This window comes from Streptomyces purpurascens (assembly GCF_045040895.1).
GTDB lineage: Bacteria > Actinomycetota > Actinomycetes > Streptomycetales > Streptomycetaceae > Streptomyces > Streptomyces purpurascens.
On the sequence record NZ_CP108341.1, the window covers coordinates 7,077,597 to 7,094,029 of the forward strand.

The window sequence follows — 16,433 nt, forward strand, 5'->3', positions numbered from 1 at the left end:
GGGGGCTTCCGTGCGAGTGCGATCTGTGGATGTCTACGTAACCTATCGGTGCAATCTGCGGTGCACGCACTGCTTTGTGGGTGAAAACCTGTCGACCGCGCAGAGTTTCTCCTACGAGTCGCTGACGCGGCTGATCGCGGAAGCCCGGCGGTGCTGGCAGACGGAGGAGATCACGTTTCTCGGCGGAGAACCGACCCTCTACCCCCGGATCGCCGACGCGGTCCACCTGGTCCAGCGGCAAGGACTCCGCGCCCGGCTCGTCACCAACGGCCTGCACGGCTTTCGGGCCTTCGTCGACCGGTTCGACGGTGCGAACCCGCCCGTTGTCGGCGTGAGCATCGACGGGTCGGGCCCCGAGACCCACGACGCGGTCCGCGGCAAGAGGGCCTTCGAGCGCCTCGTCGCCAATGTCGCCCACGCGCGGGAACGCGGCTATCAGTTGTTCGGCATCACGTCGGTGAGCAGGACCAACGCGCACGACGCCGTCGACACCCTCAGGCTCTGCGAGCGCCTGGGGCTGACCTGGGTCAACGTCCACTACGTCTCCAACCGCGGATTCGCCACGCCCGAGATGGTTATGTCCATACCCGAGTGGCAGGCGTTGACCAAGGAGATCGAAGAACTGTCGGCCGATCTCGCGATCGACATCCGCCTGGAGCGCACCTTCGTACCGGCGCGGGGTCACCGAAGGTCCTGTGCGGTGCGCAGCCACGACAACCTGCTCTTCCTGCCCGATGGACGGGTGTTCCAGTGCCCCATGTTCATCGATGTTCCGGACGCGCACTCCTACACCTGGTCGGGAAGCCGACTCGTAGGCCGGCCGGGCAGTGGGACCGAGGGGACGCTCTGCTCGGCGCGGAGTTCCGTCCACTGCCCCGCGCTCCGGCACGTGAACCCGCAGCTGCACACCGCCGTGGCCGCTGCAGGGCTGGAGATGTCGTGTGTGCTGGAGAAGACCCGTCTGAGCCGGGGGCTGGTCGTCGATGACGAGTGAACGCCGATGAGTGTCTGGACCGACGCCGACCTGGCCTTCGTGCGGGACCGCGCGCGACACTGGGATCTTCACTACTCGGAGCACTTCTGGGGTGGCCCGCTCTACGACTTGGTCGAGCCGCTTCTGGGCTCGTTCAACACCGACTTCGGCGTTCCCAAGCAGATCGGTACCCCGTCGGAGTCCCTCCCGGAGACCACTGCCACGGTTCTTCTGGCCCTGCACCGCATGGGTCTTCTCAGCGCCTCCATGCGGCAGCGCGTACAGACGTACCTGTGGTCCACCCACTACGCGCTCGCCGTCGGCATCGGTGACGACGCCAAGTACCCGGAAGCCGAGTGCTGGAGCTCGGTCTCACGCAATGTCTGGGCGACGGCCGCATCGCTCTGGGCACTCATCGCGACCGGCTACCGGGGCGGACATGAGGCACGGTACGCCTCCGCGGTGAGGTGGCTGGTCGACGCGCAGGACGAGAACGGTGCCTGGGGATTCAGCCGGGACGCCCGGAACCCTCCCTCCGTCTTCCTCACCGCGGTGTGCGCCTACACGCTGCGCATGACCGCGGCACTGCTCGACGAGGCCACGCACGGAATCGACAAGGCCGCCGTCCAGTCCGCCGTCGACACCGCGGTCGGATACCTGAAGCGAACCAGACGAAGGCGGAGCGGCCTGTGGCACACGGAAGCCGGGGAGCCGGAGCCGACCAGCAGCGCGATGGCCCTGTGGGCCGTGCGTCGATGCGGCAGCACGGACGACGGCGAGCTGGTGCGGACGGGTGTCCGATCGCTGTCGAAGGCCGTCGGCAACGGACGCTGCGCCGCGAGCCTGGAGATCGCGGCCGGAACACTTCCGGACTCGCGCGAGGCGATCGCGTTGCAGGGCTATACGCCGGCCATACCTCTGGCTCTGCTGCAGATCGATGTGGACCCGTTCCACAGGCTGGTTCTCGGACCGCTCCAGTATCTGCGCACGAGCCGCCAACCCGACGGCTGGGAATTCCCGGTCGTGGGAAACGCCCGGCAGGGCCGCTACGTCAAGGCCGTTCCGTACGTGGGCACCGGTGAAGCCCTGACCTTCACGACGGCGCTGGCCCTGCAGACCGCGCACGCATGGCACCGGCGGGTCATCCGCTGGACCATCGAACAGCGACTGACGAGGACGGGGGGACCACAATGACCGCTGTCCTGTTCGTGCACGGCACAGGCGTGCGAAAGACATCCTTCGACACCACGCTCGACGCCATTTCCCGGTCGTTGCGTGCTCGGCGCCCGGACCTCACGGTGCACGGTTGCTTCTGGGGTGGCCGGCACGGCAGCTCCCTGTACGCCAAGGGCGCGTCGATACCCGTGGCCGACGGCGCACGGAGCGCGGGTTCCCCCGAGGCTCCGGACGACCTGGACGTCATGGTGTGGGATCGGCTGCAGGACGACGCTCTCTTCGAACTCCGGTTGCTGGCGCCGACGGACGCGTCGGCTTCCCGAGGGGGAGGCTTTCATCCGGGCCGGGAGCCGGCGGGCGGGGCGCTGCGGAGCAGATACCTGCGGTTCGCCGCTTCCGACGCGGTCGAGGAACTGTTCAGCGGGGTCGGACTCGCGGGACAGTTCGCCGACGCCTGTCGCACGCTGGCCGTGTCGGAGGCGTTCGGAGAACTGGAGGTCAGTGGCGTCGCGGCCGCGGACGTGTGGCCGGCAGTGGTCCGGGCGACGGTCGCGGAGGCGATGCGACGAGCGGAGCAAGAAGACGCACCGGCCCTGCGGGTCGTCCACGACCGGGAGTTCAGGGACGCCTTCGTCAAAACGCTGTCACAGGCCACGGAGGACGAGTACCGCAGCGTGATCGGCGGTTGGGCGAAGCAACGGATCAGCACCTTCTTCGCGAACAGAACCACCTCCTACGTCTCACGACGCCGAGGAGCGTTCACGGACTCCGCGTCCCTCGTCGCAGGCGACATCCTGCTCTACCAACGGGACGGCAAGGCGATTCGGAGCTTCGTCGCCGAATGCGTCAACGCACTGGAGCCACCGGTGACCGTGATCGCTCACAGTCTCGGCGGCATCATCTGTCTCGACCTCTTCGCCACGGCCGGCCGGTCCGACGTCCGCCTCGTCACCGTGGGCACCGCCGCACCGCTGTTCTGGGAGCTCGACGCGCTGTGGGGCCTGCGCGCGGGTGCTCCGCTGCCTTCCGGCTTCCCGGAGTGGATCAACATCTACGACCAGCGGGACTTCCTCGCCTACGTCGCGGCGCCGGTCTTCGGCGACCGGGTGCGCGACGTCCGCGTCGACACCGGCATGCCGTTCCCACGCTGCCACAGGGCCTACTGGTTCAACACCCGATGCCGCGAGACCGTGCTCGGCGCATGCCCGTGAACGAGTTCCTGCATGCCCGCGCGCTGGTGGTGGGAATCGAGACCTACGCCGCGGGACAGGACTGGGAGCTGGTGGGCCCCGCGGCCGACGCGCTCCGGTTCACGGACTGGCTGCTGGACATGGGAATGCCCGCCGCCCACATCAGTCTCTTCGCCAACAGCGCGGCCCCGTCCGCCCTCGACGACTGGCGACAGCGGACGGGCCTGAGCGTCTCGGAGCCCGCGTGTGACGCCATCCACGCCGCGCTGCTCGATGTGGTCCGAGAGCACCCCTGCGACGTCCTCTTCTTCTTCTGGGGCGGTCACGGCATCACCGACCCCGAGGGCCGGCTGCGCCTGTTCACCAGCGACGCCCACGAAGAAGTGCTGCGCAATGTCGACCTGGACGACCTCATGACGGCGTTCCGCTCCTCGACGTTCGCCGAGGTCCGGCGTCAGATCCTGATCGTCGACGCGTGCCGGCGTTTCGTCCCCTACCGCGAGCTGCGCCGGGGACTGCCGACGGTGTCCCTGCCACGAGGCGAGCTGGGCAGGACGGACCAGTTCACTCTGTGCGCCACCCGGGAGGGCGACCTGGCGGCGAACCGCGCCGGGACAGGACGCCTGTCCTCGGTGCTGCTCGCGGAGTTGCCGGCCACACCGGGGAGACTGCCCGACATGGAGGCCGTCGCCCAGCAGGTCCGGATCGAGTTCGAACGTCTGCGAACGGCCGGCGAGACCACTCAGGTACCGGTGTTCTACTCGTCACGCGGCTATGACGGCAGCGTCCGTTCGGACCAGTTGGTCCCGTGGACGACGCCCGTCGCGGCCGGCCCGGTGGCCGACGCGCGGCAGTATGTGCAGCGGCTGGTGCGCAGGCTGGAGAGCAGGCTCGTGGGCGAGGTCCGGCTCAGCGGCATGGGGCCGTCCTTCGACTCGTTGGAGCGCTCGTCCGTGGTGACCAGGGCGCAGGTCCGGTCCACGTCCATCAGCGCCGAGCACACCCTGGTCCCGGACGTCGTCGCCTACGTGCGGCGCACGGCCGTGCGCCGGATGATCGTCAGCGGAGCCCCCGGCATGGGCAAGAGCGTGCTGCTGGACCTCCTGGCCCTGGCGCAGTGCCGGGCGTACCAGGTCGACGGGTCGGCGATACCGGTGCAGGTGACCGGCCACGGGGACGTGGCGCGTGAGTTCGTCCAGGTCGAGGACATGCTGCGGCATGCGGTGCCGTTCCTCAGCGGCGCGGCGCAGGACGAACTTCTCCACCAATGCGTCTTCTACTGCGACGCGTTCGACGAGATGACGCCCCCGCAGCAGTCCGCCGTCCTGGACTTCATGCGGGGCCATCCGAACGCGTCGGTCATCTTGTCGACCCGTACCACGCGCGGGCTCGACTGGTCGGTGCCGAACTGTGTGGAGGTCGAGTTGCTCCCCCTTGACCCGCCCGAGGTCCTGCGTCATCTGGAATGCGAACTCGGCACGAACGTCGCCGAGGAGGTCTTCCGCCAACTCGCCGGCCAGGACTACGAGAGGGTCCAGGACGAGTGGCGAGCCGCCGGGGGCTCCCGAGAGCAACTGTGGTCCCTTTCCGCCACCGTGCCCCGGAAGCTTCCCGGCGAAGTGGCAGCACTTCGCCTCCGGCTGCTGCGTGACCCGCCCGCCGCTCTGCAACTGGCCCGAACCCCCTTCCTCCTGCGCGCCATGGTGACCATTCGGCGGGAAGGCGAGTACCTCGACCTCTCGAAGCCCGACATTCTCCATAGCCTGGTGACAGCCCTGTGGAGCAGGCTGCACACGGAAGTGGGCTACCGCGACATCGCGCTCGACCAGCTCTTCTCCGGCCTCGCCCCCTTCGCGGTCGAGCTCATCCGTGAGCGCCAGGAGTGCTACGACCTGGCCTCCGTGACCGCCTGGCCGGTCGAGACGGGGGAGGCCTCCGCCCTTCGTCTCTTCGAGGCGGCGGTGCTGGCCGGAATCGTCGATCAGGACGACTCGCGTGTCGCGTTCCGGCACCGCGTGATCCGTGACTACTTCGCGGCCTCGTCGCTGTCCGCCGGCATCCCGGACGGGCTGCCCGTCGAGAGGTACGTCGACCCGACGGCATGGTGGGTGGAGACGCCCTGGCGGGCCGCGCTGGGGTTCGTGCCCCGGTTCCACGACAGTTTGGAGCCCTTGGTCGCCTGGCTAGGACGGGCGCAGCCGGAGGCGGCCGCGCAGTGCATCAGGGAGAACGGCAATCTGCCCGGTGAGTCCGTGCGGCAGGTCATCCGCGGTGTGGTCAGAGAGCGACTCGCCGAGAGCACGGTGCGACCACCGGCGGAACTCGCGGCACTGGGCCGCGCACTCGGCATGGTCGGCGACGACCGCCCGGGCGTCGGTGTCGGCCATCTGATGACGAGCAGCGCGCCCGCCATCGAGTGGGCGTTCATACCGGAACAACGAGTTCCGTTGTCGGAGTCCCTTTCTGTCACCGTCCCGGCCTTTCACATCGGCAGGTATCCGGTCACCAACGCGCAGTACGAGGTGTTCCTGCGTGACGGCGGCTATGGGAAGGACCGTCACTGGACGAGGCGTGGGGTCGGCTTGCGTGACCGGCTCGGGTGGTGTGCGCCCGAGTCGTACGGACCACCGTTCGACCTTCCCAACCACCCCATCGTCGGCGTCAGTTACCACGAGGCGCTGGCGTTCTGCCGCTGGCTGGGCGCACTCAGGGGAGATCAGGTGGCCCTGCCCACCGTCGCGCAGTGGATGGCGGCCGCCAGATCGGGCGACGGCGTCGAGGGCTATCCCTGGGGCAGCGACTTCTCACCCGGCCGCAGCAACAGCAGGCAAGCCGGTATCAGAACCACGACCGCGGTGGGTGTCTTCACCTCCGGGGTGAGCCACTTCGGCCTCTTCGACTGCGGGGGAAACGTCTGGGAACTCTGCGCTCCCGAACGCGACACCCCGCGCACGCCGTGGCTTCGTGGGCTGCGCGGACGGCCGGCCCCGGAGGACTACCTCCCGATCAAGGGCGGATCGTTCGCCCACTACTGGTGTTCCGTCAAGACCCGGACAGACGTGACCATTCGTGAGGTCGACCGGGAGTGGGACGTCGGCTTCCGGGTGGTCAGGCGACTGCCCTGACGGCGACCGGATGGCGCGACGCCCCCGCCCCTCAGATGTCCCGGAACGTCTCGATCTGCGCCCCGATCGAGTTCAGCCGCTCCGCCAGGTCCTCGTAACCGCGGTTGATGACGTACACGTTGCGCAGTACCGACGTGCCCTCGGCCGCCATCATCGCCAGGAGGACGACCACGGCGGGGCGCAGGGCGGGTGGGCACATCATCTCGGCGGCGCGCCAGCGGGTCGGGCCCTCGACCAGGACGCGGTGGGGGTCGAGGAGCTGGAGCCGGCCGCCGAGGCGGTTCAGGTCGGTCAGGTAGATCGCGCGGTTGTCGTAGACCCAGTCGTGGATGAGGGTCTGGCCCTGGGCGACCGCCGCGATGGCCGCGAAGAACGGGACGTTGTCGATGTTCAGGCCGGGGAACGGCATGGGGTGGATCTTGTCGATCGGCGCCTCCAGCTTGGAGGGCCGGACGGTGAGGTCCACCAGCCGGGTGCGGCCGTTGTCGGCGAAGTACTCGGGCGTGCGGTCGTGGTCGAGGCCCATCTCCTCGAGCACGGCCAGCTCGATCTCCAGGAACTCGATCGGCACCCGGCGCACCGTCAGGTGCGACTCGGTGACGACGGCCGCGGCGACCAGGCTCATCGCCTCGACCGGGTCCTCGGAGGGGGAGTAGTCCACGTCGACGTCGATGGTGGGCACGCCGTGCACGGTGAGCGTGGTGGTGCCGATGCCGTCGACCTTGACGCCGAGGGCCTCCAGGAAGAAGCACAGGTCCTGGACCATGTAGTTGGAGGAGGCGTTGCGGATGACGGTGATGCCGTCGTGCCGGGCGGCGGCGAGCAGCGCGTTCTCGGTGACGGTGTCGCCGCGCTCGGTCAGCACGATCGGGCGGTCGGGGCGGACCGAGCGGTCCACCATGGCGTGGTACTGGCCCTCGGTCGCGGCGATGTCGAGTCCGAACCGGCGCAGCGCGATCATGTGCGGCTCGACCGTGCGCGTGCCGAGGTCGCAGCCGCCGGCGTACGGCAGCTTGAAGTGGTCCATGCGGTGCAGCAGCGGGCCGAGGAACATGATGATCGAGCGGGTGCGGCGGGCCGCGTCCGCGTCGATCGCCGCCAGGTCCAGCTCGGCCGACGGCACGATCTCCAGGTCGACACCGTCGTTGATCCACCGGGTGCGGACGCCGATGGAGCCCAGCACCTCGAGGAGGCGGTAGACCTCCTCGATGCGGGCGACGCGGCGCAGCACGGTGCGCCCCCGGTTGAGCAGTGAGGCGCACAGCAGCGCCACGCACGCGTTCTTGCTCGTCTTCACGTCGATGGCGCCGGACAGCCGACGCCCGCCGACCACCCGCAGATGCATCGGGCCGGCGTAGCCGAGCGACACGATCTCGCTGTCGAGGGCCTCCCCGATGCGCGCGATCATCTCAAGGCTGATGTTCTGGTTGCCGCGCTCGATCCGGTTGACGGCGCTCTGGCTGGTACCGAGCGCCTCGGCCAGCTGCGACTGCGTCCAGCCCCGGTGCTGCCGGGCGTCACGGATGAGCTTGCCGATGCGTACGAGGTAGTCGTCTGCCATGTGGTTGAGGTTATCTCAGATATGAGATGGCGCCCGACAGGTGGGTCCATTCGGGTGACGGGACGTCAATCCCGCCCGGCGGGCTCAGTGTCGCCGCGCCTTCGTGGTGCGCCGCCATCCGAAAGGTCCGGGCAAATCCATCGATGTCGTACGACGTCCCGTACTGCTGCGGGTGTACCGCGGGCCGTTCTTCCCGCCGCCGGTGGTGATGGACCAGGAGCGCTTGTTGATGTTCAGTCGCACCCCCGGGAGGATCCGGAAACTCTTGCGGAACGTGAGCGGCATGCCTGTCTCCTTCCGTTCGTGGCGTGGATACCTGGTTCGGATACCCCGGGAAGGGAGGTGCATGACCGCATGACGGGTGCCGGGGCATGACCATCCGGCCCTCGTGTATTAGAGTTATCTCGACATCGAGATATCTGCCGAGGTGACACCGCAGCCGCGCGGCACCACCGGTCCGGAGGTAAGGGCTACCTAACTTAGCCTTACCTTAGCGGATCGGCCAAGTAGTCGTGGCGGCAGGATCGTGGTGGTACGCGCACATCAATGAAGGAGACTGTCGTGTCGGCGAACAGCTTCGACGCCCGCAGCACGCTGCAGGTGGGCGACGAGTCGTACGAGATCTTCCGGCTGGACAAGGTCGAGGGCGCCGCGCGCCTCCCTTACAGCCTGAAGGTGCTGCTGGAGAACCTCCTCCGCACCGAGGACGGCGCGAACATCACCGCCGACCACATCCGCGCCCTTGGCGGCTGGGACTCGCAGGCCCAGCCGGCCCAGGAGATCCAGTTCACGCCGGCCCGCGTGATCATGCAGGACTTCACCGGCGTGCCCTGTGTCGTGGACCTCGCGACCATGCGTGAGGCCGTCAAGGAGCTGGGCGGCGACCCGGCGAAGATCAACCCTCTGGCCCCGGCCGAGCTGGTCATCGACCACTCCGTCATCGCCGACAAGTTCGGCACCAACGACGCCTTCAAGCAGAACGTCGAGCTGGAGTACGGCCGCAACAAGGAGCGCTACCAGTTCCTGCGCTGGGGCCAGACCGCGTTCGACGAGTTCAAGGTCGTCCCGCCCGGCACCGGCATCGTCCACCAGGTGAACATCGAGCACCTGGCCCGCACGGTCATGGTCCGCAACGGCCAGGCGTACCCCGACACCCTGGTCGGCACCGACTCGCACACCACCATGGTCAACGGCCTGGGCGTCCTCGGCTGGGGCGTCGGCGGCATCGAGGCCGAGGCCGCCATGCTCGGCCAGCCGGTCTCCATGCTCATCCCGCGCGTCGTCGGCTTCAAGCTGACCGGCGAGCTGAAGCCGGGCACCACCGCCACCGACCTGGTCCTCACGATCACCGAGATGCTGCGCAAGCACGGCGTCGTCGGCAAGTTCGTCGAGTTCTACGGCGAGGGCGTGGCCGCCACGTCGCTCGCCAACCGCGCCACCATCGGCAACATGTCGCCGGAGTTCGGCTCCACCGCCGCGATCTTCCCGATCGACGGCGAGACCCTGAACTACCTGCGCCTGACCGGCCGCTCCGAGCAGCAGGTCGCGCTCGTCGAGGCGTACGCCAAGGAGCAGGGCCTCTGGCTCGACCCGGCCGCCGAGCCCGACTTCTCCGAGAAGCTCGAGCTCGACCTGTCGACGGTCGTCCCGTCCATCGCCGGTCCGAAGCGCCCGCAGGACCGCATCGTCCTGGCCAACGCCGCGCAGCAGTTCGCGCTCGACGTACGCAACTACGTCGAGGACGACGACGAGGCGGGCAAGGAGTCCTTCCCGGCCTCCGACGCCCCGGCCACCACCAACGGCGTACCGACCCGCCCGACCACGGTCACCGCCCCCGACGGTTCCACGTACGAGATCGACCACGGTGCGGTGACGGTCGCGGCCATCACCTCCTGCACCAACACCTCGAACCCGTACGTGATGGTCGCCGCCGCGCTCGTCGCGAAGAAGGCCGTGGAGAAGGGCCTGACCCGCAAGCCGTGGGTCAAGACCACCCTCGCCCCGGGCTCCAAGGTCGTCACCGACTACTTCGACAAGGCGGGGCTCACCCCCTACCTCGACAAGGTCGGCTTCAACCTCGTCGGCTACGGCTGCACCACCTGCATCGGCAACTCCGGCCCGCTGCCGGAGGAGGTCTCCAAGGCCGTCAACGAGCACGACCTCGCGGTCACCTCGGTCCTCTCCGGCAACCGGAACTTCGAGGGCCGTATCAACCCCGACGTCAAGATGAACTACCTGGCCTCCCCGCCGCTGGTCGTCGCGTACGCCATCGCGGGCTCCATGAAGGTGAACATCACCAAGGACGCGCTGGGCACCGACCAGGACGGCAAGCCGGTCTACCTCGAGGACATCTGGCCGACCGAGGCCGAGGTCAACGACGTCGTGGCGAACGCCATCGGCGAGGACATGTTCAACAAGTCCTACCAGGACGTCTTCGCGGGCGACGCCCAGTGGCAGGCGCTGCCGATCCCGACCGGCAACACCTTCGAGTGGGACGCCGAGTCGACCTACGTCCGCAAGCCCCCGTACTTCGAGGGCATGACGATGGAGACCACCCCGGTCTCCGACATCACCGGCGCCCGCGTGCTCGCCAAGCTGGGCGACTCGGTGACGACGGACCACATCTCGCCCGCCGGTGCCATCAAGGCCGACACCCCGGCCGGCAAGTACCTCACCGAGCACGGCATCGAGCGGCGTGACTTCAACTCCTACGGCTCGCGCCGAGGCAACCACGAGGTCATGATCCGCGGCACCTTCGCCAACATCCGCCTGCGCAACCAGATCGCGCCGGGCACGGAGGGCGGCTACACCCGGGACTTCACGCAGGACGGCGGCCCTGTCGCCTTCATCTACGACGCCTCGCGCAACTACATCGAGCAGGGCACCCCGCTGGTCATCCTGGCCGGCAAGGAGTACGGCTCCGGTTCGTCCCGTGACTGGGCCGCCAAGGGCACCGCGCTCCTCGGCGTCAAGGCCGTCGTCGCCGAGTCCTACGAGCGCATCCACCGCTCCAACCTCATCGGCATGGGAGTCATCCCGCTGCAGTACCCGGAGGGCCAGTCCGCCGAGACCCTCGGCCTGACCGGCGAGGAGTCCTTCTCCATCGCCGGCATCACCGAGCTGAACGACGGCACCACCCCCCGTACGGTCAAGGTCACCACCGACACCGGTGTGGAGTTCGACGCGGTCGTCCGCATCGACACCCCCGGTGAGGCGGACTACTACCGCAACGGCGGCATCCTGCAGTACGTGCTGCGCAGCCTGATCCGCAAGTAAGCGGACCGGTAGGGCAGTTCGGGGCAGTTCGAGGGCCGCGTTCCCGGGTGACCGGGGGCGCGGCCTTCGCCGTTCGTACGGGGACATCGCCGGTGCTCAGCCTGAACACAGGGTTCCCTCAGCGGACCGGGACAGGATCGGTACATGTCTGGCACCCCCGGGTCCCTGCGCACCCGGCTCCTCCTCCGCATCGGCGCCGCCCTCGCCGCCGTCTGCGCCGCGATGGCGCTCGCCGCCGTCCTCGCCCAGCGGGCCCTGCTGCTGGACCATCTCGACGGCCGGGTCATGGACGCCGCCGAACACGGCCTGGCCGTGGCCTCGCTCCGGCCCGGCGACGACCGGGACCTGACGTTCCCCGCCGGGAACGGCCACCCCGACGGGCTGCTCGCGGCGCGGCTCGACGCGCGCGGCGCGGTCACCGCCGCTGCGGTCACCCGCCCGGACCGCGAGCCGCTGACCCTCACCGCCGGTCAGCGCGCCGCCCTGCGCGGCCTCGCCCCCGACGGCACACCCCACACCCGGACCGTTCCCGGCCTCGGCACCTACCGGGTCACGGGGCTGGACGCGAGCGGGGTCCAAATCCTCGCCGGGCTGCCCATGGACGACGTGCGGGACGTGCTGAACCGCCTGGTCGTGGTCGAGGCGGTCGTCGGGGCCGCCGGGCTCGCCGTGGCGGGCTGCGTCTGCGCCGTGGTCGTACGGCGTCAGCTGCGCCCCCTCGGCCGGGTCGCCGCCACCGCCGCCGATCTCGCCCGGGCGCCGCTCGGCCACGACCGGCTCACCGGCCTGCCCCGGGTGGCCGAGGCGGACACCGACCCCGGCAGCGAGGCCGGGCGGGTCGGCGCCGCGCTCAACCGCATGATCGACCAGGTCGAGACCGACCGTGCCGCCCGCCGCCTCAGCGAGGAACGGATGCGCCGCTTCCTCGCCGACGCCGGCCATGAACTCCGTACTCCGCTCGCGTCGATCGTCGGATACGCCGAGCTCATGAACCGTGGCACCGGCCCGGTCGAGCCGATGCTGGCCTGGCGCCGGGTCTCCGCCGAGTCGGCGCGCATGACGGGCCTGGTCGAGGACCTCCTGCTGCTGGCCCGGCTGGACGAGGGCCGCCCCCCGCGGTCCGCCGAGGTGGACCTGGTGGCCCTGGTCGCCGAGGCCGTCCGGGAGGCACGGGCAGCGGACCCGGAGCGCACCTGGCGGCTGGCGCTGCACCTCGACGCGCCGGCGCTGGTCATCGGCGACGAGACGGGGCTGGGCAAGGCCGTGGCGAACCTGCTCGCCAACGCCCGCGCGCACACGCCGCCCGGCACCACGGTCGTGGCCGCGGTGGAGGCCACCGCCGAGCGCCGCGTCATCCGCGTCAGGGACGACGGCCCCGGCATCCCGACGCACCTCCTCGCCTCGGTCTTCGACCGCTTCACCCGCGCCGACGCCTCCCGCTCGCGCCGCGGCCCGGGCGACGCCGGGTCCGGCCTCGGTCTGGCCGTCGTCGAGGCGATCGCGTCGGCCCACGGCGGGCGCACCGCCGTGCGCAGCGCGCCGGGGCACACCGAGTTCACCGTCGAGCTGCCTCCCGCCACGGCGACGGAGGGTGAACCGCCCTTGCCCGCCGAGGTGCCGGGGCTCTCCGAGCAGCGCTGACCGACGGCTCACTCGCCCCGGTACTTCGCCGCCGCGGCCTGGGCGAGGTCCTGCGCCTTCTCCAGAGCCGTGTCCACCGACTGCTGGCCGGCGATGGCCGAGGCGATCTGCTGGGAGACCGCCGTACCGAGCACGGCGAACTCGGGGATGCCCAGGAAGCCGATGCCGGTGTAGGGGCGGGGGCCGACGCCGGGGCTCTTCGGGTCGGCGGAGTCCGTCGCCGCGGAGTACTCCTGCCGGTACCAGGCGCCGGCCGCCTGCTGGTACTCGGGATTGGAGTAGAGCGACTTGCGGTTCCCGGCGGGCGCCGAGGTCCAGCCCATCTCCTGGCCGACCTGGTCCTGGTACTCCTTGGAGGAGGCCCAGGAGATGAACTCCCAGGCGGCGTCCTTGTCGTCGGAGGCCTTCTGGACGCCCCACGCCCAGGTCCACAGCCAGCCGGCCTTGTCGGTCCGGTCGTGCGGGGCCGGGACATAGCCCACCTTGCCCTTGACCGAGGATCCGTCGGCCTCGATCGACGAGGCCAGCGACGTGGCGTCGTACATCATGGCGCACTTGCCCTCGACGAAGCGGTCCAGGATCTCCATCACACCCATCCGGTCGGCGCCGGGCTGGCCGTGGGAGCGGACCAGGTCGACGTAGAAGCCGACGGCCTTCTTGAACTCGGGTGACGTCAGGCGCGCGTTCCAGTCCATGTCGTACCAGGCGCCGCCGAAGGTGTTGACGACCGTGTTGATCGGGGCGAGGTTCTGGCCCCAGCCGGGCAGGCCGCGCAGACAGATGCCGCTGGTGCCGTCGGTGCCGTCGATCCGGGCGGCGAGGTCGGCGACCTGCTTCCAGGTCGGGTTCGGCGGCATGACCAGCCCGTCCTTGCGGAAGAGGTCCTTGCGGTACATCAGGAAGGATCCCTCGCCGTAGAAGGGCTCGGCGTAGACCTTGCCGTCCTGCCCGGTCAGCGACGCCACCAGGTTGGGGAAGACGTCCGCCTGGTCGAAGTCCTCGTCCGCCTTCACATAGGAGTCCAGCGGGGCGAGCCAGCCGTTGTCCGCGTAGATCGGCACCTCGTAGGCGCTGAGGCTCGCCACGTCGTAGTTGCCGGCCTGGGTCGCGAACTCGCGGTTCATCCGCTCCCGCGCCTCGTTCTCCGGCAGCAGGGTGTAGTCGACCGTGATGCCGGTCTCCGCGGTGAAGTGCTCCTTGGTGAGCTTCTTGAGGGTCTGCACCTGGGGCGCGTCCATCGCGAGCACCGTGAGGTCGGCCTGCTCGCCGCGGGGCGGGTCGGTGTCACCGCACCCCGCGAGAACCAGGCCTAGGACGGCCGTGGCTGCCATGGCCGTCTGGGCGAGGCGGCTGCGCTTCATGACAACCCCGCCCCTACCCACCTTTGCCATTTATTAGGCATATGGAGACAAAAGGGATGGTTTACGGGCGGTCCCGACGGGCCTCTCCACGTCTGGACAGCGCGTCGGCCGCCACGGCGGCCAGCAGCACCCCACCGGTGATCATGAACTGCACGGCGTCCTCGACCCCCAGCAGCCCCATGCCCGAGGCGATCGACTGGATGACCAGCACCCCGAGCAGCACCGACCAGGGCGAGCCGCGCCCGCCGAACAGACTCGTACCGCCGATGACGGCCGCCGCGATCGCGTTGATCAGCAGCATCCCGGAACCGGCGGCACGGGCCGTCGTGGGGCTCGCCGAGGTCAGCTCCGAGGCCACGAACAGCCCGCCGAACGCGGCCAGCGTCCCCGACACCATGAACATCGCGACCCGCACCCGCGCCACCGCGATGCCCGCCCGCCGCGACGCCTCGACCCCGCCGCCGAGCGCGTACACCCGCCGCCCGTAGCGGGTGCGGCGCAGCACGTAGTCCGAGACGACCAGGACCACCAGGAAGATCAGCAGCGCGAGCGGCAGCCCCTGGAACCGGTTGAGGGTGTAGGCCGCGGCGAAGGTGATCCCCGCCAGAAGACCGGTGCGCAGCCAGATGTCACCCATCGGCCGGTACGGCATCCCGGCGGCCTGGTGGCGGGCGCGCTTGCGCCGGGCGGCCAGGAAGTACCCGGCCGTGCCGAGCGCAGCCACCGTGTAGGCCGCCGCGGGGTCCTCGAAATGCCGGCTGGTCAGGGAGGCGACCAGACCCTCCTCGTCGATGTTGATCGTGCCGCTCGCGCCCAGCAGGTAGAGCGTCAGGCCGTTCCAGATCAGCAGGCCCGCCAGCGTCACGACGAACGCGGGCACGCCGAGCGAGGCGAAGAAGAACCCGTGGAAGGCGCCCACGGCCATGCCCACCGCCACGGCCACGACCACCGCGAGCCACTCCGGCATCCCGTGGTTCACGTTCAGCACGGCGAACGAGGCCCCCGCCAGGCCGCTGACGGAGCCGACCGACAGATCGATCTCCCGGATCAGCAGCACGAACACGATGCCGACGGCGACCAGACCGGTCCCGACGATGCCCACGCCGAGGTTGGACAGATTGCGCGGCGAGAGGAACTTGTCGTCCAGCCCCTGGAAGACGCACCAGATCACGATCAGCCCGGCGATGACCAGCAGCGGCCCGCGCTCACCGTCCCGCACACTGCCGCGTACCTCCAGGGCGTAGTCGCGCAGGTTGCCGGACCAGCCCCGGGTGCGCGGCCCACGGTCGGGCGCGACCGGACCGGCGCTGCCCGGCCCGCCGTCCCGGTGCGTCCCGCCCCCGCTCACGGCCATGCCTCCTCGTCGCCCTTCGAACGATGCGCCACGGCGTTGTCCGCCGCTCCGGTGACGGAGGAGATGATCTGCTCCTGCGTCACGGTGCTCACGTCGAACAGACCGTTGTTGCGCCCGAGCCGCAGCACGGCGACCCGGTCCGCGACGGCCTTGATGTCGCCCATGTTGTGACTGATCAGGATGATCGCCATACCGCGGTCGCGCACCTCCTCGATGAGGTCGAGCAGATGGCTGGTCTGCTCCACGCCCAAGGCGGCGGTGGGCTCGTCGAGCAGCAGGACCTTGGGCGCCCCCATGAGCGAGCGGGAGATCGCGACGGCCTGCCGCTGACCGGCGGACAGCGCCGCGACCGGCACCCGCACGTCGGGGATCCGGATCGAGAGGGCGCGCATCAGGTCACGGGAGCGGCGCTCCATCTCCACCTCGTCGAGGACACCGACCCGGTCGATCTCACGGCCGAGGAAGAGATTGCCTACGACGTCCAGGTTGTCGCACATGGCGAGGTCCTGGTAGACGGTCGCGATGCCCAGAGCGTGGGCGTCGTGCGGGCGCTTGATCTGTACGAGCCGCCCCTCCCACTCGATGACGCCCCGGTCGGCGGGGCTGACCCCGGAGATCACCTTGATCAGCGTGGACTTGCCGGCGCCGTTGTCGCCCGCCAGGGCCACGACCTCACCGGCCCGTACCTGAAGGTCGACGTCCACGAGCGCCTGCACGCCTCCGAACCGTTTGGTTATGCCGCGCAACGCCAGAACAGGGGGATGGGCCACGGGGAA

Annotated in this window: 11 protein-coding genes; 6 read left to right on the forward strand and 5 right to left on the reverse strand. The window is 69.7% G+C overall.

Translation table 11 applies throughout. The features are described from left to right. The first annotated feature begins 25 nt into the window (after nt 1-25). Genes OHU35_RS32315 through OHU35_RS32330 form a run of 4 tightly spaced genes read left to right on the forward strand, consistent with a single transcriptional unit; the run spans nt 26 to nt 6,464 of the window. On the forward strand, nt 26-994 hold the full coding sequence (locus tag OHU35_RS32315) for a radical SAM protein (RefSeq protein WP_405507784.1): 969 nt from the start codon (nt 26-28) through the stop codon (nt 992-994). A 6-nt stretch (nt 995-1,000) separates the two neighbouring features. Continuing rightward, nucleotides 1,001-2,167, forward strand: a complete 1,167-nt coding sequence (locus OHU35_RS32320) for a hypothetical protein (RefSeq protein ID WP_189721688.1) — start codon at nt 1,001-1,003, stop codon at nt 2,165-2,167. 29 nt (nt 2,168-2,196) lie between these two features. Further along, nucleotides 2,197-3,360, forward strand: a complete 1,164-nt coding sequence (locus OHU35_RS32325; protein ID WP_405507786.1) for a hypothetical protein — start codon at nt 2,197-2,199, stop codon at nt 3,358-3,360. Then, on the forward strand, nt 3,351-6,464 hold the full coding sequence (locus tag OHU35_RS32330; protein ID WP_405507788.1) for an SUMF1/EgtB/PvdO family nonheme iron enzyme: 3,114 nt from the start codon (nt 3,351-3,353) through the stop codon (nt 6,462-6,464). The genes OHU35_RS32325 and OHU35_RS32330 overlap by 10 nt, the downstream gene beginning before the upstream one ends. A gap of 31 nt (nt 6,465-6,495) precedes the next feature. Here the strand turns inward: OHU35_RS32330 and OHU35_RS32335 are convergent, their stop codons facing one another. Beyond that, nucleotides 6,496-8,025 carry a UDP-N-acetylglucosamine 1-carboxyvinyltransferase gene (locus OHU35_RS32335; protein ID WP_189721685.1) on the reverse strand — a complete coding sequence of 510 codons (1,530 nt, stop codon included), beginning with the start codon at nt 8,023-8,025 and terminating at the stop codon, nt 6,496-6,498. Nucleotides 8,026-8,109: 84 nt separating this feature from the next. After that, entirely contained in the window at nt 8,110-8,310 is a 201-nt protein-coding gene (locus OHU35_RS32340) for a DUF4236 domain-containing protein (protein WP_033308449.1), read from the reverse strand. Nucleotides 8,311-8,586: 276 nt separating this feature from the next. Between OHU35_RS32340 and acnA the strand changes: the two genes are divergently transcribed. Together acnA and OHU35_RS32350 are read left to right on the forward strand one after the other, a co-directional pair. Next, nucleotides 8,587-11,301, forward strand: coding sequence for an aconitate hydratase AcnA (gene acnA, locus OHU35_RS32345; protein WP_308400937.1), 2,715 nt, complete (start codon nt 8,587-8,589; stop codon nt 11,299-11,301). A gap of 144 nt (nt 11,302-11,445) precedes the next feature. Further along, entirely contained in the window at nt 11,446-12,942 is a 1,497-nt protein-coding gene (locus tag OHU35_RS32350) for a sensor histidine kinase (protein WP_405507790.1), read from the forward strand. A gap of 8 nt (nt 12,943-12,950) precedes the next feature. On the opposite strand, the gene OHU35_RS32355 is transcribed toward OHU35_RS32350, so the two are convergent. From OHU35_RS32355 to OHU35_RS32365, 3 genes are all read right to left on the reverse strand, one after another. Then, the gene (locus OHU35_RS32355) at nt 12,951-14,303 is read right to left on the reverse strand and encodes an ABC transporter substrate-binding protein (RefSeq protein ID WP_189721682.1); all 1,353 of its coding nucleotides are present in this window, start codon (nt 14,301-14,303) and stop codon (nt 12,951-12,953) included. Nucleotides 14,304-14,364: 61 nt separating this feature from the next. Continuing rightward, nucleotides 14,365-15,657, reverse strand: a complete 1,293-nt coding sequence (locus OHU35_RS32360) for an ABC transporter permease subunit (protein ID WP_189721681.1) — start codon at nt 15,655-15,657, stop codon at nt 14,365-14,367. Continuing rightward, nucleotides 15,648-16,427 carry an ATP-binding cassette domain-containing protein gene (locus OHU35_RS32365; protein ID WP_189721680.1) on the reverse strand — a complete coding sequence of 260 codons (780 nt, stop codon included), beginning with the start codon at nt 16,425-16,427 and terminating at the stop codon, nt 15,648-15,650. The genes OHU35_RS32360 and OHU35_RS32365 overlap by 10 nt, the downstream gene beginning before the upstream one ends. Between the last annotated feature and the right edge of the window lie 6 nt (nt 16,428-16,433).